This is a genomic window from Thermosyntropha sp. (assembly GCF_017656155.1).
Classification (GTDB): domain Bacteria; phylum Bacillota; class Syntrophomonadia; order Syntrophomonadales; family Syntrophomonadaceae; genus Thermosyntropha.
In genome coordinates this window covers 23,278-47,703 of record NZ_JACDOH010000010.1, presented here as the reverse complement: position 1 = coordinate 47,703, position 24,426 = coordinate 23,278, and the positions used below count along the sequence as shown (strand labels likewise).

26 protein-coding genes are annotated in these 24,426 nt (G+C 40.6%); 24 read left to right on the top strand and 2 right to left on the bottom strand.

Annotated features, from left to right (window positions below; genetic code table 11):
• Nucleotides 1-2 precede the first annotated feature (2 nt).
• The 19 genes from nadA to H0Z36_RS09260 all read left to right on the top strand — a co-directional run bounded on the left by nadA (nucleotide 3) and on the right by H0Z36_RS09260 (nucleotide 20,731).
• On the top strand, nucleotides 3-911 hold the full coding sequence (nadA, locus tag H0Z36_RS09350) for a quinolinate synthase NadA (RefSeq protein WP_296865749.1): 909 nt from the start codon (nucleotides 3-5) through the stop codon (nucleotides 909-911).
• Nucleotides 912-920: 9 nt separating this feature from the next.
• Nucleotides 921-2,522, top strand: coding sequence for an L-aspartate oxidase (gene nadB, locus H0Z36_RS09345; protein ID WP_296865747.1), 1,602 nt, complete (start codon nucleotides 921-923; stop codon nucleotides 2,520-2,522).
• 134 nt (nucleotides 2,523-2,656) lie between these two features.
• A complete protein-coding gene (gene nadC, locus H0Z36_RS09340) occupies nucleotides 2,657-3,490 on the top strand; it encodes a carboxylating nicotinate-nucleotide diphosphorylase (RefSeq protein ID WP_296865745.1) in 834 nt (277 codons plus the stop codon).
• Nucleotides 3,491-3,702: 212 nt separating this feature from the next.
• On the top strand, nucleotides 3,703-4,272 hold the full coding sequence (locus H0Z36_RS09335; protein WP_296865743.1) for a biotin transporter BioY: 570 nt from the start codon (nucleotides 3,703-3,705) through the stop codon (nucleotides 4,270-4,272).
• A 46-nt stretch (nucleotides 4,273-4,318) separates the two neighbouring features.
• The gene (locus tag H0Z36_RS09330) at nucleotides 4,319-5,275 is read left to right on the top strand and encodes a P1 family peptidase (RefSeq protein ID WP_296865741.1); all 957 of its coding nucleotides are present in this window, start codon (nucleotides 4,319-4,321) and stop codon (nucleotides 5,273-5,275) included.
• 16 nt (nucleotides 5,276-5,291) lie between these two features.
• A complete protein-coding gene (locus tag H0Z36_RS09325; protein WP_296865739.1) occupies nucleotides 5,292-6,059 on the top strand; it encodes a type III pantothenate kinase in 768 nt (255 codons plus the stop codon).
• 1 nt (nucleotide 6,060) lies between these two features.
• Nucleotides 6,061-7,017: a tRNA dihydrouridine synthase DusB gene (dusB, locus tag H0Z36_RS09320; RefSeq protein WP_296865737.1), complete on the top strand. Its 957-nt coding sequence runs from the start codon at nucleotides 6,061-6,063 to the stop codon at nucleotides 7,015-7,017.
• Between the two features lie 163 nt (nucleotides 7,018-7,180).
• Nucleotides 7,181-7,711 carry a helix-turn-helix transcriptional regulator gene (locus H0Z36_RS09315; RefSeq protein ID WP_296865735.1) on the top strand — a complete coding sequence of 177 codons (531 nt, stop codon included), beginning with the start codon at nucleotides 7,181-7,183 and terminating at the stop codon, nucleotides 7,709-7,711.
• Nucleotides 7,712-7,756: 45 nt separating this feature from the next.
• Nucleotides 7,757-8,671 carry a quinate 5-dehydrogenase gene (locus H0Z36_RS09310; RefSeq protein ID WP_296865734.1) on the top strand — a complete coding sequence of 305 codons (915 nt, stop codon included), beginning with the start codon at nucleotides 7,757-7,759 and terminating at the stop codon, nucleotides 8,669-8,671.
• A complete protein-coding gene (locus tag H0Z36_RS09305; RefSeq protein WP_296865732.1) occupies nucleotides 8,664-9,569 on the top strand; it encodes a hypothetical protein in 906 nt (301 codons plus the stop codon). The genes H0Z36_RS09310 and H0Z36_RS09305 overlap by 8 nt, the downstream gene beginning before the upstream one ends.
• 134 nt (nucleotides 9,570-9,703) lie before the next feature.
• Nucleotides 9,704-10,183, top strand: coding sequence for a transcription elongation factor GreA (greA, locus tag H0Z36_RS09300; protein ID WP_296865731.1), 480 nt, complete (start codon nucleotides 9,704-9,706; stop codon nucleotides 10,181-10,183).
• A 62-nt stretch (nucleotides 10,184-10,245) separates the two neighbouring features.
• Nucleotides 10,246-11,739 carry a lysine--tRNA ligase gene (gene lysS, locus H0Z36_RS09295; RefSeq protein ID WP_296865730.1) on the top strand — a complete coding sequence of 498 codons (1,494 nt, stop codon included), beginning with the start codon at nucleotides 10,246-10,248 and terminating at the stop codon, nucleotides 11,737-11,739.
• Between the two features lie 140 nt (nucleotides 11,740-11,879).
• Entirely contained in the window at nucleotides 11,880-12,059 is a 180-nt protein-coding gene (locus H0Z36_RS09290; RefSeq protein ID WP_296865728.1) for a hypothetical protein, read from the top strand.
• Nucleotides 12,060-12,085: 26 nt separating this feature from the next.
• Nucleotides 12,086-13,144 carry a polysaccharide pyruvyl transferase CsaB gene (gene csaB / locus H0Z36_RS09285; protein ID WP_296865727.1) on the top strand — a complete coding sequence of 353 codons (1,059 nt, stop codon included), beginning with the start codon at nucleotides 12,086-12,088 and terminating at the stop codon, nucleotides 13,142-13,144.
• Between the two features lie 39 nt (nucleotides 13,145-13,183).
• On the top strand, nucleotides 13,184-14,689 hold the full coding sequence (gene murJ, locus H0Z36_RS09280; RefSeq protein WP_296865725.1) for a murein biosynthesis integral membrane protein MurJ: 1,506 nt from the start codon (nucleotides 13,184-13,186) through the stop codon (nucleotides 14,687-14,689).
• Between the two features lies 1 nt (nucleotide 14,690).
• Nucleotides 14,691-16,733, top strand: coding sequence for a DUF5693 family protein (locus H0Z36_RS09275; protein ID WP_296865723.1), 2,043 nt, complete (start codon nucleotides 14,691-14,693; stop codon nucleotides 16,731-16,733).
• 171 nt (nucleotides 16,734-16,904) lie between these two features.
• The gene (locus H0Z36_RS09270) at nucleotides 16,905-17,972 is read left to right on the top strand and encodes an MraY family glycosyltransferase (protein WP_296865721.1); all 1,068 of its coding nucleotides are present in this window, start codon (nucleotides 16,905-16,907) and stop codon (nucleotides 17,970-17,972) included.
• A 14-nt stretch (nucleotides 17,973-17,986) separates the two neighbouring features.
• Entirely contained in the window at nucleotides 17,987-19,108 is a 1,122-nt protein-coding gene (locus H0Z36_RS09265; RefSeq protein WP_296865720.1) for an LCP family protein, read from the top strand.
• 171 nt (nucleotides 19,109-19,279) lie between these two features.
• Nucleotides 19,280-20,731 carry an MBOAT family protein gene (locus H0Z36_RS09260; RefSeq protein ID WP_296865718.1) on the top strand — a complete coding sequence of 484 codons (1,452 nt, stop codon included), beginning with the start codon at nucleotides 19,280-19,282 and terminating at the stop codon, nucleotides 20,729-20,731.
• A 31-nt stretch (nucleotides 20,732-20,762) separates the two neighbouring features.
• Here H0Z36_RS09260 and H0Z36_RS09255 read toward each other — a convergent pair whose 3' ends face one another.
• A complete protein-coding gene (locus tag H0Z36_RS09255; RefSeq protein WP_296865846.1) occupies nucleotides 20,763-21,095 on the bottom strand; it encodes a type II toxin-antitoxin system PemK/MazF family toxin in 333 nt (110 codons plus the stop codon).
• The gene (locus tag H0Z36_RS09250) at nucleotides 21,095-21,334 is read right to left on the bottom strand and encodes an AbrB/MazE/SpoVT family DNA-binding domain-containing protein (RefSeq protein ID WP_296865717.1); all 240 of its coding nucleotides are present in this window, start codon (nucleotides 21,332-21,334) and stop codon (nucleotides 21,095-21,097) included. The genes H0Z36_RS09255 and H0Z36_RS09250 overlap by 1 nt, the downstream gene beginning before the upstream one ends.
• Nucleotides 21,335-21,473: 139 nt before the next feature.
• Here H0Z36_RS09250 and H0Z36_RS09245 point away from each other — a divergent pair, with 139 nt between their 5' ends.
• The 5 genes from H0Z36_RS09245 to H0Z36_RS09225 all read left to right on the top strand — a co-directional run bounded on the left by H0Z36_RS09245 (nucleotide 21,474) and on the right by H0Z36_RS09225 (nucleotide 24,426).
• Nucleotides 21,474-22,502 (top strand): hypothetical protein, encoded by a 1,029-nt coding sequence (locus H0Z36_RS09245; RefSeq protein WP_296865715.1) that lies wholly within the window; start codon nucleotides 21,474-21,476, stop codon nucleotides 22,500-22,502.
• 88 nt (nucleotides 22,503-22,590) lie between these two features.
• Nucleotides 22,591-22,956: a DUF86 domain-containing protein gene (locus H0Z36_RS09240; RefSeq protein WP_296865712.1), complete on the top strand. Its 366-nt coding sequence runs from the start codon at nucleotides 22,591-22,593 to the stop codon at nucleotides 22,954-22,956.
• 106 nt (nucleotides 22,957-23,062) lie between these two features.
• Nucleotides 23,063-23,470 carry a nucleotidyltransferase domain-containing protein gene (locus H0Z36_RS09235; protein ID WP_296865711.1) on the top strand — a complete coding sequence of 136 codons (408 nt, stop codon included), beginning with the start codon at nucleotides 23,063-23,065 and terminating at the stop codon, nucleotides 23,468-23,470.
• Nucleotides 23,471-23,494: 24 nt separating this feature from the next.
• Nucleotides 23,495-24,025 carry an HD domain-containing protein gene (locus H0Z36_RS09230; RefSeq protein WP_296865710.1) on the top strand — a complete coding sequence of 177 codons (531 nt, stop codon included), beginning with the start codon at nucleotides 23,495-23,497 and terminating at the stop codon, nucleotides 24,023-24,025.
• 11 nt (nucleotides 24,026-24,036) lie between these two features.
• On the top strand, nucleotides 24,037-24,426 hold the full coding sequence (locus tag H0Z36_RS09225) for a hypothetical protein (RefSeq protein WP_296865708.1): 390 nt from the start codon (nucleotides 24,037-24,039) through the stop codon (nucleotides 24,424-24,426).

Here is a 24,426-nt window from a genome sequence, read left to right as displayed (position 1 = left end):
TAATGACAAGTGACCTGGTTAAATATATAGCGGCAAGAAAAAAAGAACTGAATGCAGTAATTCTGGCTCACTATTATCAATTGCCGGAAATACAGGATAATGCGGATTTTGTAGGAGATTCCCTGCAGCTTGCCCGTAAAGCGGCCGAAACTGATGCAGAGGTTATAGTTTGCTGCGGGGTTCATTTTATGGCAGAAAGTGCCAAGATTTTGAATCCTTCCAAAACGGTGCTTATTCCAGAGGTGAAAGCCGGTTGCCCTATGGCTGATATGGTAACGGCTGATAAGCTTCGAAAGATGAAGGAAAAGCATAAAGATGCTAGAGTTGTATGTTATGTAAACTCTTCAGCCGAAGTAAAGGCTGAAAGCGACATATGCTGCACATCTTCCAATGCGGTTCAGGTAGTAAACTCTATTCCAGAAGGGACTGAGATAATATTTGTGCCTGACCGGAATTTAGGAGCATATGTTGCAGGGCAGACAGGAAGAAAAATCATATTGTGGGAAGGATTTTGTCCTGTTCATGATGTAGTAACCTCAGAAGAGATTGAAGAACAGAAGAAAAAACATCCTGAGGCTAAAATAGTGGTACACCCCGAATGTCCGCCCGAGGTTACGGCTATGGCTGATGCGGTAAGATCTACTGCCGGCATTTTAAAATATGTTAAGGAGAGCAAGGATAGAGAATTTATTATTGGGACTGAAGAAGGATTTTTATATACCTTAACTAAAAACTGTCCTGATAAGACATTTTATCTGGCCAGGAATAATTTTATCTGCCATGATATGAAAACAATAACCTTAGAAAATTTAGCCTTGGCTCTAGAAAAAAGACAGTATGAAGTTGAAATTTCGGAAGACATAAGGAAAAAGGCGAGTCATGCTTTAGAGAGAATGATTGCATTAGGGTAAGGATGGATTATGGATATATTAAGGTATATAAGCGGATGGACAAAAGAGACTCCAGTTGTGAAAACTGATTTTCTTATTATCGGCGGAGGAATTGCCGGGCTTTTTACTGCGCTTAAAGCGGCTTCTCATGGAGAAGTTACTGTGCTTATAAAAAAGAGCATATATGAATCAAATACCGGCTTGGCTCAGGGGGGAATTGCGGCGGCAGTCCATGAAGAAGATTCCCCTTTTTTACATCTAGAAGATACTTTAGAGGCCGGAGCCGGTTTATGCAATATAGAAGCAGTTGATGTTTTAGTCCGGGAAGGGCCGGAGCGGGTAAAAGAGCTTATTGATATGGGCGCTACTTTTGATATGAAAGATGGCAGCATATCGCTGACCAGGGAAGGTGCACACAGCAAACCGCGCATCCTGCATGCGGCTGATGCAACTGGGGAGGCTATTCGCAGCGCTTTGGCCGAGAAATGTCAGGAAAATCCGGATATAAAAATAAAAGAGAATGTTTTTCTCATAGATATACTTACTGATGCTGGTTTTAAAGAGGTTTACGGAGCATTAGTATATGACCTTAATTTAAAACAGAACATAATATACTTAGCCAGAGCTGTGGTAATAGCTACGGGAGGAGTCGGGCAGCTTTACAAATATACAACTAATCCCGGGGTGGCAACAGGTGACGGAATGGCAGCCGCTTTTCGGGCCGGCTGTCGACTTGGCGACCTGGAATTTATTCAGTTTCATCCTACCGTCATGTTCAGCCGCGATACCCAGCGATTTCTTATATCCGAGGCAGTTCGGGGAGAAGGAGGCGTTCTTTACAACTGTAAAGGTGAAGCTTTTATGAAAAAATATCATCCCTTAAAAGATTTGGCTCCCCGCGATATAGTAGCCCGGGCTATTTTAAGCGAAATGATGGCGGAGAGCAGCGAATATGTCTATTTAGATATGCGCTCTATTCCGGATGTAAAAAACCGTTTTCCCAACATATATCGGACTTTAAAAGAAAAAGGTATAGATTTGGAAAAAGAAAGGGTGCCGGTTTCTCCGGCTGCCCATTATGTTATGGGAGGAATAGTCACTGATACCATGGGACAAACCGGCATATCTGGCTTATATGCCTGTGGGGAAACTGCTTGCACGGGAGTGCACGGAGCCAACCGATTGGCCAGCAATTCACTTTTGGAAGGAATTGTATTTGGCCACCGTATTATAGATAATGCCGAGGAAATTATGTATCGCAGACACGTCAAGCCGGAAGAGATAGTTGCAGCTATAAACGATGATTTAGTTTTGAAGCCGGCTAAAAGAGGAATTGAACCTTCTGAAGCTAAAAAAGCCTTGCAGAACATAATGTGGGAAAATGTAGGGATAATAAGGAACGAAAGAGGACTTAAAGATGCCCATCGTAAGGTAGAGGAGCTGTGGCAAAAACTTACCATGGGAGATAATATAGTAGAATATTACGAAACTGTAAACCTTTTGACCATTGCCCATATAGTGATATTAGCCGCCCTGTGGCGCAAAGAAAGTCGCGGCGGACACTACCGCAGCGATTATCCGAACCGTGACGACATAAAATGGCTCAAACATACCACTTTCACCAACTGCTAATTTTAACTTGGGGACGGTTCCGAAATTAAAAAGTATTTCATATTCGAAATAGTTTTTAACTTGAAAACCGTCCCCAAATTAAAAAGAATTTCGTTTCGAAATAAAATGTTTTTTAAAATAAGGGAGGATTTGAGGTGAATCATTTGTGGCTGGAGGACCTCATAAAACGGGCGTTAGAGGAAGATATAGGACATGGCGACATAACTACGGAAAGTTTGATTTCAGATGAACACCAGTCTTGTGGAGAATTTATTGCGAAAACAGACGGGATTTTAGCTGGAATCGAAGTTTGTCGAGCGGTTTTCAGCTATTTAGATAAAAATATAGTTTTTGAAGGCTTGAAGCAGGATGGAGATTTTATTGCTAAAGGAGATGTAATTGCGCGGGTCAGGGGAAAGACTAGAACACTTTTGACCGGGGAAAGGTTGGCATTAAATTTTCTGCAGCGTTTATCAGGTATAGCTACTAAGACTTATAGGATGGCGGAAATAATAAGGTATTACAAAGCTGTTTTGGTAGATACCCGAAAGACTACTCCGGGACTCAGGTTTTTGGAAAAGTATGCGGTAACCGTAGGGGGAGGCTGTAATCACCGGTTTGGCCTTTATGACGGGGTTATGATAAAAGATAATCACATCAAGGCAGCGGGAGGAATTCAAAAGGCGGTTACTGAAGTTCGCCGCAAGGTGCCTCATACCGTGAAAATTGAGGTGGAAGTAGAAAATTTGGAACAGCTTGAAGAAGCTTTGGCTGCTCAGGCGGATATTATAATGCTGGATAATATGAGCCTGGATATGATGAGACAGGCGGTTGAGATGGCAAAAGGAAAGGCTCTCCTAGAAGCTTCCGGAGGGATCACTGAGGATAATATTCTGGAAGTAGCCAAAACCGGGGTAGATTTTATATCGTGCGGGGCTATAACCCATTCGGCCGCAAGCTTGGATATAAGCTTTAATCTTATGCTTTAGGCTTTGTTTTAGCTCCAAGCTTAAAACCTTTATATAAATTTTATTATTGGCGGGTTGAAAACCCGCACTTTTTTTAGGAGGAAATGTTTAAATTTATGAATCTATGTATACAGCATTCCGGTATAATTGCGGATAAAATGTTGACATAGCAAAGGGACATTGTTAACCTAATATTGCTGTTTAGTTAACAAATGTGAAGGGAGAGGTTAACAGTGAAGATTTCAACTAGAGAACTGGTAATGGCAGCTTTGTTTACTGCCCTCATGTGTGTAGTTACTATTCTGGTGCGGGTTTTTCAGCCGGTAGTGATTATTCCTTTTAGTCTGCAGCCATTTATTATGCTGCTTGCGGCCTGTATTTTAAGTCCTAATGCCGCTTTTTTAAGCATGTTGGCTTATATGCTTTTAGGTCTCATAGGTATGCCGGTTTTTTCTTCTCCTCCATATGGCGGAATTGCCTATGTTCTTAAGCCGAGTTTTGGATTTATCTTAGCTTTTCCCGCAGCGGCTTGGGTGCAGTCTAAACTTATTCGCCGCACGAATTTGACAAACTTTTTAGCTGCAGGCATAATCGGGGTAGCAATCTTGTATATAATAGGACTTCCCTATATGTATGTTATCCTTAATCTGTATATGGGCAAAGCTCTAAATGTAATGCAGGTATTGAAGATTGGCTTTTTTCCTTTTATAACCTTTGATCTCTTAAAAGTAGTTGTAGCAGCATTTTTGGCTGTCGAATTAAGCAGGAGAATGGATTTAAAGAGAGAATTTGATAATGAATAAATGAAAGGACGCGAGTAGGAGCTTATTTGAGAGGGGAAGTGAGGGTATGGCTAATTCAATTACCGACGTAAAAGGGATTACTGTGGGATCGGTGGAGGATCTGGATGCTTTGACAGGTTGCACTGTTATATTGACCGGGAGGGAAGGAGCCGTATGCGGAGTTGATGTTAGAGGTTCTGCACCTGGCACCCGGGAAACTGATTTGCTGTCTCCGCTTAATGCGGTGGAAAGAGTACATGCTGTGCTTTTAGCCGGTGGCAGCGCATTTGGTCTGGATGCAGCCTGTGGTGTTATGGAATATTTGGAAGAAGAGGAAATTGGGCATAAGACCAGTACGGCGATAGTCCCCATAGTGCCGGCAGCTGTTTTGTATGATTTGGGGGTGGGAAATCCTAAAGTCCGTCCTGACCGAAAAATGGGCTATTTAGCCTGCAAAAAGGCGGGAAAAGAAGTCCGCGAAGGGAATGTTGGGGCAGGGACGGGGGCGACGATTGGCAAGCTCAGGGGCTATGTCAACAGCACCAAAGGAGGAATGGGCACCTGGTCGATTACTTTAAACAATGGGCTTACGGTAGGAGCCATAGTTGCGGTAAATGCCTTTGGCGATGTCTTTGACCCGGAAAAAGGAAGAATTGTGGCCGGAGTCAGGGATGATAACGGGGTTATAGTCGGCAGCTGTCGGACTTTTCAAGCTTTAAGCGGGATAAAGGTAGAGGGGGAAGTTTTAACTAATACTACCATTGCGGTGGTTGCCTGCAATGCCAAATTTAATAAAATCCAGGCCAATAAAATGGCCCAGATGGCACATAACGGACTTGCCAAGGTTATAAGGCCAGTGCATACTAACTATGATGGGGATACGGTATTTGCTTTAGCGACCGGTGAAGTGGAAGCAGATGTAAATATAGCCGGATATTTAGCGGCAGAAGCCTTAGCCAGGGCGGTTTTGCGGGCAGTTTATGCCGCTGAGACGGTGAAAGGAATAAAATCCTGGCGGGATTGAAGATGGAGGGGAAGGTATGATTTTGGTTTTTGATATAGGCAATACCAACATGGTTATAGGAGTTTATGAAGGCGAAAAACTGCTTACCCACTGGCGCCTTAGGACTGATACCTTGCGGACGGCTGATGAATATGGAATGCTTATAATGGCGCTTTTTGAACACAGCCATCTTAAGATGAGCCAGATAAGCGCAGTGGTAATATCTTCTGTGGTTCCCACCTTGATGATGGAAATGGATATTATGTGCCGCAAATATTTTTCCTGTAAGCCTTTGATAGTAGAACCGGGGATAAAGACCGGGCTGGCCATTAAATATGAAAATCCGCGGGAAGTCGGAGCCGACCGGGTTGTAAATGCGGTGGCTGCTTATCATAAATATGGCGGCCCCCTTATTATAATAGATTTTGGTACTGCAACTACTTTTTGTGCGGTTAGCGAGAAGGCAGAATATCTTGGAGGAGCAATTGCTCCCGGGATAAGGATATCGATGGAAGCATTGGTGGCCAGGGCAGCCAAGCTGCCACGTGTTGAATTGGTTAAGCCTAAACAGGTAATAGCCCGCAATACTGTGGCAAGTATGCAGGCAGGAATAATTTATGGTTTTGTAGGACAGGTTGAAGGCATTGTTAAGCGAATGAAGGAAGAGCTGAAAGGAAATCCTAAAGTAATAGCTACCGGCGGGCTGGCTACTGTCATTGCCAAAGAGACGAAAATGATTGATGTAATTGATGAGTTTCTGACTTTGGATGGACTCAGATTAATCTATGAATTAAACAGGGGGTAAAATGTTTAAAATTGGTAAAGTGGAAATAAAAAACCGGGTAGTATCGGCACCTTTAGCAGGAGTCACCGATAAAGCATTCCGTATAGTCATCAAATCCTTCGGCTGCGGTCTGGTTTTTACTGAAATGATAAGTGATATGGGGCTTTTTTACGAACAGGCAAAAACCAAGGAGATCGCAGATATATCCGGGGAAGAAAAGCCGATTGCCGTGCAGATATTTGGCTCTGATCCGGAGTATATGGCTAAAGCCGCTTTAAAAGTTGAGAATATGGGAGCAGACATTATTGATATAAATATGGGCTGTCCAGCTCCTAAAATTGTAAAAAATGGGGAAGGAGCCGCTTTAATGCTTGATCTTCCCCGGGCACGCAGGATAATAAGAGAAGTGATTTCGGTGGTCCAAGTTCCGGTTACCGTAAAGATGAGGCGAGGATGGGACGAAAATAACATTAACTATCTGGAGTTAGGAGCTATAGCTGAAGAAGAAGGGGCTTCAGCCGTAACCCTGCACGGAAGAACCCGAAACCAGTTTTACTCAGGAAAGGCTGACTGGGAAAGCATAAAGATGCTTAAAAAACATTTATCAGTCCCGGTCATAGGAAATGGAGACATATGGAAGGCGGAAGATGCCTTAAGGATGCTTGAATCTACCGGCTGTGACGCGGTTATGATAGGAAGGGGAGCGATGGGAAACCCCTTTATTTTTCGTGAAGCCGTAGAACTCATTGAAAATGGAAGGGTAATTCCTCCTCCTTCATGGGAAGAAAAAGTAGAGGTTGCCATAAAACATTTGGAACTGGCCTGCTATTTTAAAGGAGAGGCCGTGGCAGTGCGGGAGATGCGCAAGCACCTGGCCTGGTATATAAAAGGCATGCGGGGGGCAGCTAAAATAAGAGAAGAAATAAACCGGCTCACCTCTAAAGAGGAGATAATAAATTTACTTAAATCTCTGACTTAAGACAGCAAAAAGTTTAGGCTGTCTTTTTTATTGCCTTTAGACCTGCTTGCCAAGTTTTTTTGAAGATGCTAAAATAATTGGAAAACAATTTGTGAACAATTTTGTGCGCAACAGGTTGCAAAGCTGATTTGCTTGGTGTACAGCGAAAGGTGGAGGTGAAGGGGTGGATTTTTACCGGATTCAGGATAAGATTATAAGTTGGCAGAAGATCGAAAAGGTTTTGCAGAAGGCTTTGCTCATGCGTTCTAAAGGTTTATCCCAACAGGAAGTGGCTGAAAAACTTAATATTGACCGTACTTTTATTTCCCGCTTGGAAAGTATCGGCGAACTGCGCAAGGGGCAGTCGATTGCCTGTGTAGGTTTTCCTGTTAAAAACAAGGAAGAGATTGAGAATATTTTAAGGCGGGAAGGTGTAGATCATATTCTGCTTATGACCGAGGAGGAAAGGCAGAATTTTATTAAAGAGCGCAGCGGGCGGGAGCTTTTGAATGAGCTTATGGATTTAATTGCCAGATTTCGCAGCTTTGATGTGGTTATATGCATTGGTTCAGATGAGCGGATAAAATTGATGGAAGGAGTTTTGACCGGGCAGGTTATTTCAGTTGAAATAGGAACCTCACCTATTACTGAAGACAAGTGGGTAGACCCGCAGGAAATTGAAAAGATTTTACGGATGTTGAAAAATGCCCGCTGACGATATAGAAAACAGTTTTTAAGTTAAAAAGGAGGCAAATGAATAATGAAGCATATATTGAGCGTAAGTTTGGGTTCTTCAAAGAGAGACCATGCCTTTGAAACAGAGTTTATGGGTGAAAGTTTCCGAATTGAAAGGATAGGAACTGATGGGGATTTTGCCAAGGCTATAAGCCTTATTGAAGAGAACGACGGCAAGGTTGATGCCTTTGGCATGGGAGGAATTGACCTTTATGTCTATATTGCTGGCAAGAGATATACTATAAAGGATGCTAAGCGTTTGGTGGCAGCAGCTAAGAAAACCCCCATAGTAGACGGCAGCGGACTTAAGAATACCCTGGAACGCAAGTGTATTCTTGAGATCCAGGAAAAAGGAATTGTTGACCTTAGAGGGAAAAATGTCCTGATGGTATGTGCGGTTGACCGTTTCGGCATGGCAGAAGCCTTTGAACAGGTAGGAGCCAGGCTTACTTTGGGAGATTTTATCTACACGGTGGGGATTCCGCTACCTCTTCATTCGCTTAAAACCCTGCGCATTGTAGGAAGCATAGCTGCACCTTTTGTAGTTAGACTTCCTTTTGATAAAATTTATCCTACAGGGGATAAACAGAATGACATAATTCCTAAACACTCTAAATATTATTATAAAGCAGATGTTTTAGCCGGAGATTTTAACTATATCCGTCGCTATCTTCCGGAAAGGCTGAGCGGACAGATAGTAATAACTAATACTACTACCCGGGATGACATGAAGCTCTTAAAGGAGAGGGGAATAAGCAAGGTTATTACAACTACTCCTGATATGGGCGGAAGGTCTTTCGGGACTAATGTAATTGAAGCCTTAATGGTTACCTTGATGAAGAAGCCTTTAGATCAGATTGCCCCGGAGGATTATTATGCCATGTTAAGGGAGCTCGATTTGAAACCGGGAGTAGTTGATTTGGAGAGATTTGATGCTTAAATTGGATTTTGCTTTTTTCAGTTTAAATGAAAAAGATAAAAGAGGAATTGTCTATCAAAAGTTTTTCTTGGATAGACTGACTCCTCTTTTTTTTTCACCCCGGTTAGAAAGGCTGTTATACCTGCCGTATATTGACAAGAAGGGCTGCACTGTAAAATTAGTATTAGGAAGGCAAAATTTTAAAATTTTGGCTCCGATAAAGAGACATGAAATAATAGATAAAGCTATAAATATTATAAGTGAATATGAGTTAAATATACTTGCAGTTGACCGGAGATTTAAGCCAGAACTTCTTGAATTATCCGATAATTTTCCGCTCACCTTTGGGGATAATTTTATAAAAGCCTTAGCTTTGAAAATGACCGAGGATTATCTTTCCCATAAAGAAGTAAATCGTTTGATTATTGTAGGGAAGAATAATTACCAGGCTGAATTTATTGAAGAATTTTTGAAATATGGGGTGCCTGTTTCACTCCAGAATACATGTCCAGAAGAAAATGAGGTTTTAGCCTATAAATTTTTTTATGAGAAAGGGTATACTTTAAGCTCCAGCTATATAAACCCCGATAATTGGGAAAAAGGGGATTTAATTCTGTTTTTTGACAGTGTGGCACGGGATTTTAGAATAAAATCGCCCGGAATTTATGCTTTGGAATACGGCAATAATACAACCGAACTGGTTCCCGATATAGAAGAGGAGTTAAGGCGAAACGGCATCAATACCTGCCTGTCCTGCCTGGCCCCGGTTTTTGAGGCATGTCTTTTAAAATTGGCAGGAATTTTGCCTTCTAATGGAGAAGAAAACCTGGAATCTGGGATGGGGAAGCTATTTGTAAAACTTAAAGAATTAGGGGAGAGAGTAGGTTTATGGGATATATTTCTTGACAAGGCTATATGAGGTCTATATAATACCATAAAGATATTGAAGTAAAAATATGACTGCAGGCAGCTGCAGCTTATATTTATATATAGGTGGACGTGAAGCGAGCGGGGGACTCGCTTTTATAAATTATTAACGATGGGAGCGATTAGATGGCAGAGGGAAAAGAAGTTATCTTAACCAAAGAAGGGCTTAAAAAGTTGGAGGATGAGCTTGAGTATTTAAAATCAGTAAAGAGGGAAGAGGTTGCAGAAAGAATAAAACAAGCTATTGCCTTCGGTGATATTTCCGAAAATTCAGAGTATGAAGATGCCAAAAATGAACAGGCATTTATTGAAGGCAGAATAGCAAGTTTGGAAAAAACCTTGAAAAATGCCAGACTGATTGAAGACAGCGATATTGCAGTAGGGACAGTAAGTTTGGGCTCTAGGGTGACTTTGAGAGATTTGGAACGTGGAAGGGAGTTTACGGTTACCATAGTAGCTTCCGTAGAATCTAAAATTAAAGATGGCAAAATATCAGATGAATCTCCCGTAGGAAGAGCAGTTATAGGCAAGAAAAAAGGAGATATAGTAGAAGTTGAAGCTCCGGCAGGAATCATAAAATATGAAATATTAAATGTAGAAAGATAAAATGATATTATGTTATCATAATAACTGCGATTATAAATTTTAAGTTTAAGGAAGTGTGTAAGGTGGCAGAACATGATTTTACCCAGGAAGAGCTTACCGTTGAAGATATAAATGAACTTAAAAAGGTGCGCCTTGAAAAATTAAATGAACTCAAAGCGGCGGGAATTGATCCTTTTGGCGTCCGTTTTGAGCGGACAGCGGGAGCAGCCCTTATTAAAAACAACTATAGCGAGTATGAAGGCAAAACGGTGAAGATTGCCGGACGTATTATGTCCAAACGGCTGCACGGTAAAGCAGGATTTGCCAATATGCAGGATATGAGCGGAAATATTCAGCTTTATTTCCGCCAGGATGATGTAGGAAAAGAAAAATACGAGCTTTTCAAAAAGATGGATATAGGGGATATTTTAGGAGTAGAAGGGGAAGTATTTACTACCAAAAAAGGCGAAATCAGCATTCATGTGCGCGATTTTACCTATCTTGCCAAATCTTTAAACCCCCTGCCGGAAAAGTGGCATGGGCTTAAAGATGTTGAGCTTAGATACCGTCAGCGTTATGTGGATTTGATAGTAAATCCGGAAGTAAAAGAAGTATTTATAAAAAGAAGCCAAATAATAAAGGAGATACGCCGCTATTTAGATGAAAGAGGTTTTTTAGAAGTAGAAACACCGATGATGCACCCGATTGCCGGAGGAGCGGCTGCGCGTCCTTTTATTACTTATCACAATGCTTTAGATATGCAGCTTTACCTGCGTATTGCCCCTGAGCTTTATTTGAAGCGCCTTATCGTTGGAGGTCTGGAAAAAGTTTATGAAATAAATCGAAACTTCCGCAATGAAGGGATTTCTACCAAACATAATCCGGAATTTACCATGCTTGAGCTTTATCAGGCTTATGCGGACTATACTGACATGATGGCTTTGACTGAAGATTTGGTTTCTACGGTTATGTATAAGGTAAACGGAACTATGATTGCCGAGTTTGAAGGGGAGAAAATAGATTTTACCCCGCCGTGGACCAGGATGACTATGCTGGAAGCCATTGAAAAATATGCCGGGGTAGATTTCAATAAGATTAAAACGGATGAAGAAGCCCGGAAAGCAGCGGCTGACCTTAAGATAAAAGTGGAGCCGAATGCCACCCGCGGAGAAATCATAAACGAGGTGTTTGAAGCGTTTGTTGAAGAAAAGCTTATTCAGCCGACTTTTATTTACGGACATCCGGTGGAAATATCTCCCCTGGCCAAACGGAATAAGGATAATCCTGAATTTACCGACCGGTTTGAAGTTTTCATAATGGCCAGGGAAATTGCCAATGCTTTCTCCGAGCTCAACGATCCGATTGACCAGAAAGAAAGATTTTTGAAACAGATGGAAAAAAGGGCGGGCGGAGATGCAGAAGCCCATATGATGGATGAAGACTATATAAATGCTTTGGAATACGGAATGCCGCCTACCGGAGGTTTGGGAATAGGAATTGACCGGCTGGTTATGCTGATGACCGGATCGCCGTCTATTCGCGATGTAATCCTCTTTCCCACCCTTCGTCCCCGCTAAAAATGAAGCTTATGCGATATTAAGGCAGGATAAGGAGAAGTTTTACTCCTGTCCTGTTTTTTTTATGTGGAAAAACTTAAGTTGCTCCTTTGATGATTTTGCTATATCATACAAAAGAATAAACCTTGAGGTTGAGAAAGATGAGAAATAATAAGCCTAAAGCAGGTTTGGCCTTTTATTTAGGGATAATAGTTTTTTTCTATTTCGGCTTTGACCTTATTATAAACCGTTATCCTTGGCAGGAAACCTTATTGAAAGGGGTTATTGCCCTTTCAGGCCTGTTTTTACCTGGGATAATAAAAATGAAAAGAGATAAATAAAGTGGACAGGGGAGTTTTTTAAGGATATGCGAGTTGTGCTTTCAGGATATTACGGATTTGACAATGCGGGAGATGAAGCATTGCTTTCAGCAATAACTTCATCTTTAAAGACCAGACATCCGGAGATAGATTTTGTGGTTTTTTCAGGTAACCCGCAGCGGACTTCTCTTCTGCATGGGATTTCTGCTGTTTACTATATGAATCCTTTTAAAGTGATAAAAGAGCTCAAAAGAGCTGATTTATTGATAAGCGGAGGCGGCAGCATATTTCAGGATGTAACCAGCCTGCGCTCTTTCTTGTATTACCTGAGTATAGTAGCTTTAGCCAAAATCTTGGGCTGTCCGGTTATGTTCTATGCCCAGGGTATAGGACCGCTAAACCGGAAGATAAGCCGCTTTATGATGCGGTTTATCGCTGAAAAAGTAGATATTATAACCTTAAGGGATGAAGAATCAGGCAGATTTCTGCGAAGTTTGGGGGTAAAGAGGGATTATAAGGTTACCGCTGATCCAGTTTTCAGCTTAAAACCTGATGTAAAGATAGGAGAGGATTTGCTCTTTGAAATAAAAGATAATGTTGATATGCCGGTTGTAGGAGTATCAGTAAGGCCCTGGAGTGACCTGGCTGGCTACGAAAAACCTTTGGCAGAAGCCCTGGATTATTTAATGGAAAAAGGCTATAAAATAGTTTTTATGCCGTTATCTTATCCTGAAGATGCCAGGGAAGCGAGAAAGATTGCCGATTTGATGAACCATAGACCTTACATTATTGACCGTCCTTTGAGCAGCAGGGAACATCTGGCTTTGATTTCCAGGCTTCATTTTGTTATAGGTATGCGGCTGCATTCCCTGATTTTTGCTGCGATAAGCAGGGTTCCGTTTGCCGGAATTTCCTATGATCCTAAAGTAGAAGCATTTCTGAAACAATTTGATTTAACTCCTCTGAACATGAAAAATCCAAAAATAAGAGAAGAGCTGAAAAGCCTATTGGAAGACCCGACTTTAAGGAGAAAAATTGACGAAAAAACCGAAGAGTTAACAAAAAAAGCGGAAGAGAATGTCGCTTTGGCACTTACTCTGCTTTAAAAACGGGTATCTTTGCTATTTTGCAGGAAGGGATTTGTTATGAACAAAAGTGAACAGACCGGTAAAAATTTCATAGGGGTTTCCTTGATTATATTTTTTTCAAAAATGTTGGGTTTTGTGCGGGATATAGTTTTTGCATCTGTATTTGGAACGAGTATTTTAACTGATGTTTTTCAGACTATATTCAGCCTGCCTGCCCTTTTCTTTTCCGGGGTAGGCACAGCTTTATCATCAATAAACATACCCAACCTTACTTACTATATAAACCATGCCGGCATAGAGGAACGCAATCGCTATATCTCTTATCTGTATGCCCGCATAACTTTTTGGGGAACATTGGTGTCAATAGCCGGGATTATTTTGGCGCCTTTTTTAGCCCGTATTATTGCTCCGGGAATAGAAGGGAAGGCTGCCCAGATTGCAGTTATAACCACCCGCATTATGATGCCAACTTTTCTTTTTGTCACACTTACCTTTGTTACCGCAGGCGTCCTGCAGGTACACGGCCGTTTTCTATGGGCAGCAGCCATAAGCATACCTTTTAATCTGCTTATTATCGCGGCTTTGCTCCTGAAAGGAGCCGATGTAGTCTTTCTAAGCTATGTAACTACCGCCGGTTGGCTTTTACAGTTCCTGATTCAGCTGCCGGCTATAATCAAGGAGAAATACAGGTTTTCTTTTAAAAGGAGCCAATATCCGGCTTTCAATGCAGAAGGCCTTTTAGGAAAGCTTTTGCCGGTGCTTTTGGGCAACTCCCTTTTAGCTTTATGCCTTATTGTGGATCGCTCCTTTGCTACCCATTTAAAAGAAGGGACTACATCTGCTTTAAGTTTTGGGGGGAACCTTTTTATTACCGTAACCAGCATATTTATAGTAGCTATGGCAAGTGTAGCCTTTCCCCGCCTTTCCCGCTACTGCATAGACAAGGATTACCGGAATATAACTTTTTTTCTAGAAAATATATTTAAAGTTTTAACATTTATACTGGTTCCTTATCTAATATATGTAGTAATATATCATCATGAAATAATAACTTTAATATATGAGCGGGGGGCATTTACCCGGGAATCTACGGGTATGACCTCTTCTGCGTTCCTTTTTTACAGCTTTGCAGTGGTAGGTTATGTCAGCCAGGAGATATTCAACCGGGTGTATTATGCTCTGAAGAAGTTTACGGTTCCTATGAAAATAAGCGTTATATGCCTGGCCTTGAATGTCCTTCTGGATCTTGTTTTGCTTGAGAAGGGAATAATTGCCATAAGCCTTTCTACGGCATTCAGTCTCACCGGCTATGCCTTGATTATGGGGATAATGGTAAGGAAAGAAGTAGGCACTTATCTAAGGTCTGATTTTGCCCGTTTTAGCGTGAAATTGCTTTTGCCGATGGGGCTTATGTTGGCAGTTATAGTCTTTTTCAAATATCTCGGTTTTTCCGACATTATATTCGGATTTATTCTGCCCTTGATCATAAGCGGTTTTGCTTATGTAGGGACAGCTTATTTTATGGGCATTATAAGAGAACTAAACTTGAGGGAGGCAGCCTAAAATGAAGCTTTCACCGAAAAAAGTCTTGTGGATTTTACTCTTGATTACTCTGATTCTTTCTTCTTCAGGCATAATTCTGCGGATGACTAATGAAAGCCGGAATAAGAATATAATCACTATGGTTGACTACCGGGAGTTTAAAAAAGCTGCCGATATGGCAGATTATGACATTAACCAGGTTTTATCACGGCTTAAGCTGGCTAAAGTAGAATATGTGGCAGTGAAAGAGACATCTCTTACCGATTTGGAATACAGGGGAGATATAAAGCTATGCTCCTTTGGGGAATTAAAAGGAGAAGCAGGCGTAGATGATCCAGTTTTATATGCAGAAATAGCCCGCCTGGAGGAAAAAGAAAAAATAAGTCCGGCTGCTTTGACTGCAGTAACCGGCGATCCGGCTGTTGCCCGTTTTTTGGATAAAGGATTAAGCCAGCGGTTTGCCCCTGGTGAGCTTGTTAAATTTAAATCGGGAGACAAACACGGTTTTATTATAAACACTGAGATACAAAAACCGCCTAAGACGGCTACAAAAGCTTATCCCCGCGATGTCCTGGTCGGCTTTGAGAAGGATGTTTTAGATCAGCTTAAAGAAGCAGGTTTTAAGATTGTGCTGGTTCCCGGAAACAGCACCGGGTCGCGGATTTCCTATATAAAAGAATATGAGAAATTGATAGATGAGTATGGGGTTAAATATATACTCTTCAATGGAGAAGTATCAGGAAGTCCTGATAAATTAAAAATCATTGAAGAGATTATAGAGAAAAAGGGAATCACTGTAGCTATAATTGAAACCTCCAGCCAGCTCGGATTTCTGCCCCAGAACGGGCTGGACAAAGTAATAAGAGATACCGGCTATCCTGTTAACCGCCTTTACTCCAGCCGCAATGACGAATATTTAAAAGATATAAATGAACGCTATTACCGCTGGGTAAGGGCAGTTGTTGACCGGGGAATACGTTTCCTTTTTGTGGTTCCGTTTGAAGATGACAAGCTGACTTATTCAGAAAATATAGATAACACCATAAGGGTAATCGGAGAGTTTCACCAGACAATGGCTGAAAAAGGATTTATTTTAGGAGAGCCTTTAAACCGCTTATCTCCGAAAATGCCGGGAGAGTTTCATTATTTTATGGTATCATTAAGCATTTTATGGGTAGCAATGCTTTATTTAGCCTACTTATGCCGCCCTAAAAAGATTTTCTGGTGGCTTATGGCGGGAATTGGAATACTGGTTCTCTTCGGAATAAATATTGTGCTTAAAGCCGATTTCTCCAAGCTTTATGCCTTGGCAGCGGCTATAATCTATCCCTCTTTTTCCAGTTTGCTTTTGCTCCTTTATCTTAAGAAAAGCCGGAACCAAAACTTACCCTTGCAGTTTACAGTTTCTTTGGCGATTATCCTGGGAGTAAATGCTTTAGGTATGTACACGGTGGGGACCAGTTTGTCGGATATAAGGTATATCATGAACATCGAGTATTTCCGAGGGGTAAAACTGGCGTTTGTTTTCCCGCTTATTATGTTTATCGTCAATTATGTAGCAGTTTTCAAAGGCGAAAAAAGTGCAGTGGAATATGTCCTGCAGTTTTTACGCGAAGAACCTAACTACCTTATACTCTTCTTCCTGGGATTAGCCTTTATAGGCATCTATTATTATGTGGCACGCAGCGGACATACCGGTGAAGTCAAGGTATCTTCACTGGAGATAAGGATCCGGGAAATATTGGAGACTATTTTCCTGGCTCGGCCGCGGTTTAAAGAGATAATAATCGGCTATCCCTCACTTATGTTGATGATTTATCTTTATCAGAAGTATAAGAAAGATTGGCTTTTATTCATTTTTGGCCTGGGCACGGTTATAGGCAGCATATCTATGGTAAACAGCTTCTGTCATGTATTTACTGCGGTGACGATTTCTGCAAATCGCACTTTAAACGGACTATTAGTCGGCGTAATAATTGGCTTTATAGCCCTGGCAGGAGTTATAATAATAGAAAAGATTTATCGGGTTACTGTCAGGAAAAGTATTCCATATATTCCAGAATAAAAAACCGAAAAGATAAGAAAGATTTGAAAGAGACGGGCGTATAAATCGGTAAAGGCACTTAAAAGATATGTTTTTTTCTTCAACAAATGGATGAGTTCCCCATATAGACAAGCTTTAGCCTTGGTGCTAGAATTATGCTAGTATTTTATGAGTTGGGGAGATGTTAACTTTATGTTTAATGATATATATATAATGTTCATCATTGCGACATTTGTAATCGCATTTACGGTGGTGCCTTTAAGTATAAAGCTGGCTTTTGCGGTAGGTGCCGTTGACAGGCCTGATCCTCGCAAGGTTCATGCCCACACTATGCCACGTTTGGGTGGGGTAGGAATATTTACAGCTTTTATGCTGGGGATTTTGTTCATGCAAGATTTACCCTTTGCCTTCCGGGGGATAATTTATGGAGGAATTATAATATTTTTAGTAGGCATACTGGATGATATGTATCAGCTTTCTGCCTGGATAAAGCTGATAGGCCAGATAGCAGCTGCTGCGATGGCAGTTTACTGCGGGATAACTGTGGACTTTGTTACCAATCCCTTTGACGGTCTTTTAAACCTCGGAGTATTAAGTGTTCCGGTTACCCTTCTCTGGATAATCGGGATTACCAATGCTATAAATCTGATTGACGGTTTAGATGGCTTGGCAGGAGGGGTTTCCCTTATTGCTGCGCTTTCACTGGGAATTATTGCCCTTTTGAAAGGCAATATGCCGGTATTTTATGTATCATTGCTTTTAGTTGCGGCAATATCAGGATTTCTGCCGTACAATTTCCATCCTGCCCGAACTTTTATGGGAGATGGAGGATCCAACTTTTTAGGCTTTGTTTTAGCCTGTTTGGCAGTTATGGGTACGGCTAAAGGGGCTACGGCTATATCTCTTTTCCTGCCCATAGTAATACTGGGGATACCTATTTTTGACACTTGTTTTGCCATTATAAGGAGAGTTAACAAAGGAACTCCTATATTTAAGCCGGACAAAGAACACCTGCATCATCGTTTGATGGCGTTGGGGCTAAGCCATAGAAAATGCGTTCTGGTTATATACGGAATAAGCGGTGTTTTTGCATCTGTTGCTGTTCTCCTGAGCTTTACCAGCAGTCCCAGGGCTTTATGGGCATTGGGAGCCCTGTTGATTTTAGTCATATTTGCGGCTGATAAAATCGGTCTTTTAAGAGGAGATACAGCTGCCGCTCCGGCTCTTAAGTCGGGAGAGGCGCATCGTTTTAATGGATAAGGAGTAGGAGAATTATGGGGAAAATTAAGGGATATTTCATCTTTGCACTTATAACCGGTTTAGTTTTTGGTGCTTTTTTCGGTGCCGGTGTTTTTCTGACTAAACATATTGCTCCGGCAGCGAAAGAGGTTAAATCTGGAGAAGAAAGAGAAGAAGTAAATATAAAAGACGGGCACCGGACTAATATATTAGTTTTAGGCATAGACAAAAGGCCGGGTGAAACCAATGCCCGTTCTGATACCATGATGCTGGTTTCCATCGATCCCAAGCTGGATAAAGCAGTAGTTTTGTCAATTCCGCGGGATACCAGGGTAGAAATAAAAGGAAGCCCAATAGATAAAATATGTGCCGCCAACATTGTCGGAGGACCCCGCTATGCAGTAAGAACTGTTGAAAAGCTTTTAGATGTTAATATAGACTACTACGTAAGTGTAGATTTTAACGGCTTTAAGGAAATAATAGATACTTTGGGAGGAGTTACCATTGATGTTCCCCAGCGCATGTATAAACCGAGTGAAGATATAGATTTACAGCCGGGGCTACAGAGGCTGAACGGGCGGCAGGCTTTAGCCTTTGTCCGCTTTAGGGGTTATATCCAGGGTGATATTGCCCGCACCCAGATGCAGCAGCAGTTTATCAGGGCATTAGCTGATGAGGTTTTAAAACCGAAAACCATTGCTAAACTTCCCAGTTTAGTAAAGCAGCTCAACAAATATGTAGAAACCGACATGGGTTTAACGGATATGATCAAAATGGCGAGCTGGGCGCCGGGATTTAGCGCTGATTCCATTATAACCCAGACCTTGCCCGGCTATTTTTATGATGAATACAACGCAGATGGAATTATGGTTGCCAGTTATTGGATAGCAGATAAAAAGCAGACCGCCGGTATACTGGATAAACTTTTTGCGGGGGAAACTTTAGAGGTGGTAAGTGCACCTCCGGCCGGGTTTTATGCTTCTTCTCCTGCAGGCAAGCTGGCTGATCGAAACTCTTCTGAAAGCCAGAATGAAACAGTTCCAGAGGTAAAACAAAGTCCGGAAGAGCAGCGGCAAAACCTTCCCAGCCCGGGACATGGGATTGACATCCAGCCTTCATATACGCCGCAATTTACCGGAAGCGAAGGCTACCTTTAACATTTCTAATCGAAACAGTTTTTAATTTGGGGACGGTTCTCAAGTTAAAAACTATTTCGAATATGAAATACTTTTTAATTTCGGAACCGTCCCCAAGTTTAAAGGTATTTTGTATTCGAAATAATTTTAGGAGAACCGTCCGAAGTTTAAAAAGGGGGCTATTAGAAAAAAGTGCTTTTTAATTCTTATGTATATATTTTTGCTTTTTTGCCGGCAGCATTTGCCGGATATTTTTTGCTCGCCCAGAAACAGACAAGATTGGCCAGAGCCTGGCTGATTTTAGCTTCTCTTTTCTTTTACAGCTATTGGAATATTAAATATCTGCCGTTAATACTTGTTTCTCTGGGGGTAAACTATTTTCTGGGCAGGAGAATAGGGGATAAAGCCCAGGAGGATGAAGCTGAAGCTAAAACCCTGCTTATTTTAGGTCTTGTGTTCAATATTGGCCTTTTAGGATATTTTAAATATGCAGATTTTTTTATTTCAAACATTAATTATCTGTTTGGGGCAAAGCTGCCTATGCTTCATATAGTGCTTCCCCTGGCCATAAGCTTTTTTACTTTTCAACAGATTGCCTACATAGTAGATGCTTACCGGGGGGAAGCTAAAGAATATGACCTTTTAAACTATGCCCTTTTTATAACCTTTTTTCCCCAGCTTATCGCCGGGCCGATTGTTCATCATAAGGAAATGATGCCCCAGTTTATGGATGAGAGGAATAAATATATAAACTTTGAAAATATGGCCAGGGGCCTTTTTATCTTCAGTATCGGCCTTTTTAAAAAAGTCATGATAGCTGATACCTTTGCTTACTGGGCCAACTGGGGATTTGACGGCACTTACCAGCTTACTTTCTTTGAGGCCTGGATTACTTCCTTATCCTATACTTTTCAGCTTTATTTTGATTTTAGTGGCTATACCGATATGGCTATCGGGGCGGCTTTATTATTCAATATAAAACTGCCGGTAAATTTTAATTCCCCTTATAAAGCTTTAAATATTCAGGATTTCTGGCGCAGATGGCATATGACCTTAAGCCGGTTTTTGAGAGATTATATTTATATTCCGTTAGGTGGAAACCGCAAAGGCGAGCTTTTAACTTACCGTAATCTTATGATAACTTTTCTTATCGGAGGTCTTTGGCATGGAGCCGGCTGGAACTTTGTATTCTGGGGATTTTTGCACGGATTAGCCCTTATAATCCACCGGTTATGGAAAAAAACCGGAATAAGAATGCCAAACATTTTAGCCTGGTTTATAACTTTCAACTTTGTAAATGCAGCTTGGGTATTTTTCAGGGCTAAAACCTGGCATGATGCTATAAAAGTCTTGCGGGGAATGATAGGATTAAACGGGGTAGTCCTTCCTGTCAATCTGGAAGGGAAAATAGTTTTTTTGGATAAACTTCCTTACCCCTATGGGAGTTTTACCCTGCAGAACACCATGGAAGCTTCCTTGTATATCCTGTTAGCCCTGATAGTAGTTTTAACCTGCCGCAATTCGGTAGAACTGAAAGACCGGTTTAAACCTAACCTGGCTTATGCACTGATAATAGGCTTCCTGGCTTTTGTGAGCATAATTCATCTTACCAATGTTACCCAGTTTCTTTATTTCAACTTCTAGTGAAACAGGGGACGGGTCTTTGTTTCACAGATTATTCTATAAATCCTGTTATAATATCAAGCACTTCTTCCAGGATGTCGGGGGGCACTTTTTCGACAAAGGCAGCATGGCGGGCATATATGTCTAATGATTTTATTTGCTCGCACATAATAACCCCGGTAGTTTTATTGCGGCTATCAAGCGGCACATGAAGTGGAACCCCTTTTTTAGTATTAGTTATTGGACAAACCAGAGCTAATTTGGTAAAGCGATTAAATGTTTTATTGCTGATAACCAGGGCGGGCCTCCTGCCTTTTTGTTCATGACCTGTTTGCGGGTTGAAATCCAGTATTATAATGTCTCCTGGTTCTGGTGTGTAAACCATTACCATATCTCATTCCCTTCAGGTCTGCCGGTATCCCATTCACTGCACTTATAGTTCCCCTGGGATTCAGCTATCCTTTCCTCCAGGGTTTTATGTTTTTTGGCAGGAAGGATAAATAGACCGCCGTCTTTAATTTTTATTTCTACTTTATCATTTTCCTTCAGGCCAACAGCTTGCAGGATGGATTTCGGAAGTCTTATTCCCTGGCTGTTGCCCCATTTTTGAATATGAGTAAACATATAATCACCTTTGTCTTTAAGTATATACTTAGTATATACTTGGTTTATACAGTTGTCAAAGAGTAAAATAGGGGAGACAGGAACCAGGGGTACAATTTTCTATTTCACTATATGTTAAAAAAGGAGGATTTGTTTTTAGATGAACTATAAATCCTGGTTTTTCAGCACCCTGTTTTTTATTTTGCTTTTCCTTTGCCTGCTGGGGTTTTTTAACTGGTATATCGATCCTTTGTGGTGTTTTAATCACAGCCATTCTTATAATCAAGTGCAGATGCCTTTTGATGAAAGGCAGCAGAAGACTAATTATGTAACATTTCATTCCTTTGATTATAATGCCTTAATCCTCGGCAGTAGCCGGGTTACTTATATAGACCAGCATGATTTTACCGGGATGAAGGCTTACAATTATGGTGTGAGCAACATGCTTCTTGAAGAATACTATGACTATGTCGAGTATGCCAAAAAAAAGCGGGGACGCCGTTTTGATTATATAATAATAGGGCTTGATTTTTGGACTACCAATAAAAACAAGAGCTTGCCTTCTCCAATTGAAAAACCTTCTTTTTATATAAAAAAAGCCAACAGTTTTGGTTATCGCTATAAAATGCTTTTTTCACATGACACTTACCAGTTTGCCCTTAAAAATTTTAAAGCTGCCCAAAACGGCACGCCCGTTAATTTTGCCTATGACCGAAATAATGTAAAGACCCTGCTCCCAGTTACTCCTGAGGAGAGAGAGATTAAAATAGCGAGGACGGTAAACACCTACCGGGAAAAAATTTATCGCGACTATGAATATATGCCGGTAAAAGAGATACTCCTTCGCCTAAAAAAGGCTAACCCTGATACTAAATTTATAGTATTCACTACCCCGGAATCCCTTCCGCTCATGCAGCTTATAGAGGAAGAAGGGCTTACGCCTTATTATGAGAGGTGGCTTTATGATTGTGTCGAGGTTTTTGGGGAAGTCTATCACTTTATGTATCCCAACTCTGTTACCTGTAATCTTGAAAACTACTATGATGCCAGCCATTTTTATCCTCATATCGGAACTATGATGGCTCATAAAATGCTGGGGATAGAAGATGAAACTATACCGGCTGATTTTGGGGTGAAGCTGGATAAAAATAATCTGGATGAGAAGCTGAAGGAAGTAGGATTCAGGTAAAGCTATTTTTATCAGCGAAGAAGGAAAAAAGGTTTAAAAGTAAAATAATTACAATTAGATTTATAAAAAAAGAAAGGCTGGTTTTTATATGGTAAAGGCAGAAGTTATAAAAAAGAGGCTAGAGAAGATTTATGTTTGTTTGGTTAAAATTCAGAAATATCAACATCTTTCTTGGGATGAATTTTTACAAAATGACGTGGCACAGGATGTGGTAGAGTACAATTTATTTAATGTGATAAATATGATGACCGACATTGCTTTGCATATTGTAGCAGATAACAGGTTAGGCAATGCTGACAGCATGACGGAAGCTTTCGAGATCTTGTATAATCATAAATATATATCGAAGAATGATTTAAAAACTTATAAAAATATGATTGGGCTTAGAAACATTCTGGCTCATGAGTATGTTAACCTGGACAAAAAAATTATATATGATGTTATGAAAAAATAAGTTGAAAGATTTTGAAAAATTTATTTTTTTAGTACATAAAAACTTTTTGTAATCTGTCAGGAGCTATATTCCTCTGCTTACTCTAAAATGAAAGCCAGGTGTTAGAGTGGATAATATTATTTTGGAAAAAATTAACGAATACCTTAAGAAACAGAAAAACATAATATTTGCCTATATTTTTGGCTCTTTTGTGCAAGGAAAACGCTACAATGATATAGATGTAGCTGTTTTTTTGCAGAACAAAGAGATTGAGCCTATGTCTTATTTGGAATTGAAAAGGGAACTTGCTGACATAGCTGGGACGGATGTTGATGTGGTTATACTTAATGAAGCATCCCCTCTTTTAAAGCGGGAAGTGATAAAAAACGGAGTACTAATTTTAGAGCGAGATAAAGAAAAGAGAGTAGATTTTGTTGTTCAATCAGTTTTTGAGTATGAAGATATGAAGAGGTATTATGAGATGAGCTATGAGACAGTTATTGAGAGGGTAAAGGAGAGTTTGGGAGAGGATTAGTGTTTTAGCGGGGGGAGGGAGAAAATGGATTATGATTACAAGCTGTTTCGGGATCCTATTCATGGTTTTATTTATGTAAGTCCGGAAGAATTGCGGATAATAGATTCTCGGCCTTTTCAGCGGCTGCGGCGAATACGACAATTGGCACTAACTAATCTTGTATATCATGGAGCTGAGCATACCAGGTTTGCTCATTCTTTAGGGGTTATGCATCTGGTTTCGCGTGTTTTTGATATTATAACTAGTAAGAACAATATTTTTTCTGAACCTCAAAAAGCCTGGTACAAACAGATACTAAGGTTGATTGGTTTAATTCATGATTTGGGACATGCCCCTTTTTCTCATGGTTCAGAAGATGTACTGCCAGCAGGTCTAAAACATGAAGATTTTACGGAAAAAATTGTTTGTGAAACGGAAATAGCCGAATATATAAATAATATTGGCGTAAAATTTTGCCAAAAATTTGGCAGTCAATTTAATATTACTAAGGCGCATATCCGCAAGAAGTTGGGGAATATCTGGAGTGGGATGATAATAGGGTGTGGGAATATATAAAAAGAGACGCAGTGAGTAATGAGTATGCTGACTGTATTTTTAACCGGAAAATTATGCCGGTTATATATGAAACACCTACTTATTTTGCTGACAAGAATTTAAAAAGCATTTACAATATTTTAAGAAAAGATCTTGCAAGAGAGTTTGGAGAAGATAAACTTTTGTTTGATTCTCCAGATAAGGTAATTCACAAAATACCTCAGCATTATAAGTTGGATGATGAAAAGGCAATTCCGGTTTGGGTGCCATACGGACGGAATTTGTCAACTATTATAGAAGAGTCTTTGCTAATACGAAATATGGCGGAAAATATTGATCTGAGACGAATTTATGTTAAGGAAGATATTGCAGGTAAAGCTAAAGAATTTATAAAAGAGAGAATTAGGGATATGGAAGATTGA

Coding starts and splice junctions, on each gene's coding strand:
- H0Z36_RS09330 (WP_296865741.1), top strand. CDS start 4,319: ATGGCTAATTCAATTACCGACGTAAAAGGGATTACTGTGGGATCGGTG.
- H0Z36_RS09240 (WP_296865712.1), top strand. CDS start 22,591: ATGGTAAAGGCAGAAGTTATAAAAAAGAGGCTAGAGAAGATTTATGTT.
- H0Z36_RS09290 (WP_296865728.1), top strand. CDS start 11,880: ATGAGAAATAATAAGCCTAAAGCAGGTTTGGCCTTTTATTTAGGGATA.
- H0Z36_RS09245 (WP_296865715.1), top strand. CDS start 21,474: ATGAACTATAAATCCTGGTTTTTCAGCACCCTGTTTTTTATTTTGCTT.
- H0Z36_RS09250 (WP_296865717.1), bottom strand. CDS start 21,334: ATGTTTACTCATATTCAAAAATGGGGCAACAGCCAGGGAATAAGACTT.
- murJ (WP_296865725.1), top strand. CDS start 13,184: ATGAACAAAAGTGAACAGACCGGTAAAAATTTCATAGGGGTTTCCTTG.
- H0Z36_RS09230 (WP_296865710.1), top strand. CDS start 23,495: ATGGATTATGATTACAAGCTGTTTCGGGATCCTATTCATGGTTTTATT.
- H0Z36_RS09305 (WP_296865732.1), top strand. CDS start 8,664: ATGCTTAAATTGGATTTTGCTTTTTTCAGTTTAAATGAAAAAGATAAA.
- H0Z36_RS09325 (WP_296865739.1), top strand. CDS start 5,292: ATGATTTTGGTTTTTGATATAGGCAATACCAACATGGTTATAGGAGTT.
- dusB (WP_296865737.1), top strand. CDS start 6,061: ATGTTTAAAATTGGTAAAGTGGAAATAAAAAACCGGGTAGTATCGGCA.
- H0Z36_RS09265 (WP_296865720.1), top strand. CDS start 17,987: ATGGGGAAAATTAAGGGATATTTCATCTTTGCACTTATAACCGGTTTA.
- csaB (WP_296865727.1), top strand. CDS start 12,086: ATGCGAGTTGTGCTTTCAGGATATTACGGATTTGACAATGCGGGAGAT.
- greA (WP_296865731.1), top strand. CDS start 9,704: ATGGCAGAGGGAAAAGAAGTTATCTTAACCAAAGAAGGGCTTAAAAAG.
- H0Z36_RS09270 (WP_296865721.1), top strand. CDS start 16,905: ATGTTTAATGATATATATATAATGTTCATCATTGCGACATTTGTAATC.
- nadB (WP_296865747.1), top strand. CDS start 921: ATGGATATATTAAGGTATATAAGCGGATGGACAAAAGAGACTCCAGTT.
- H0Z36_RS09310 (WP_296865734.1), top strand. CDS start 7,757: ATGAAGCATATATTGAGCGTAAGTTTGGGTTCTTCAAAGAGAGACCAT.
- H0Z36_RS09255 (WP_296865846.1), bottom strand. CDS start 21,095: ATGGTTTACACACCAGAACCAGGAGACATTATAATACTGGATTTCAAC.
- H0Z36_RS09275 (WP_296865723.1), top strand. CDS start 14,691: ATGAAGCTTTCACCGAAAAAAGTCTTGTGGATTTTACTCTTGATTACT.
- nadA (WP_296865749.1), top strand. CDS start 3: ATGACAAGTGACCTGGTTAAATATATAGCGGCAAGAAAAAAAGAACTG.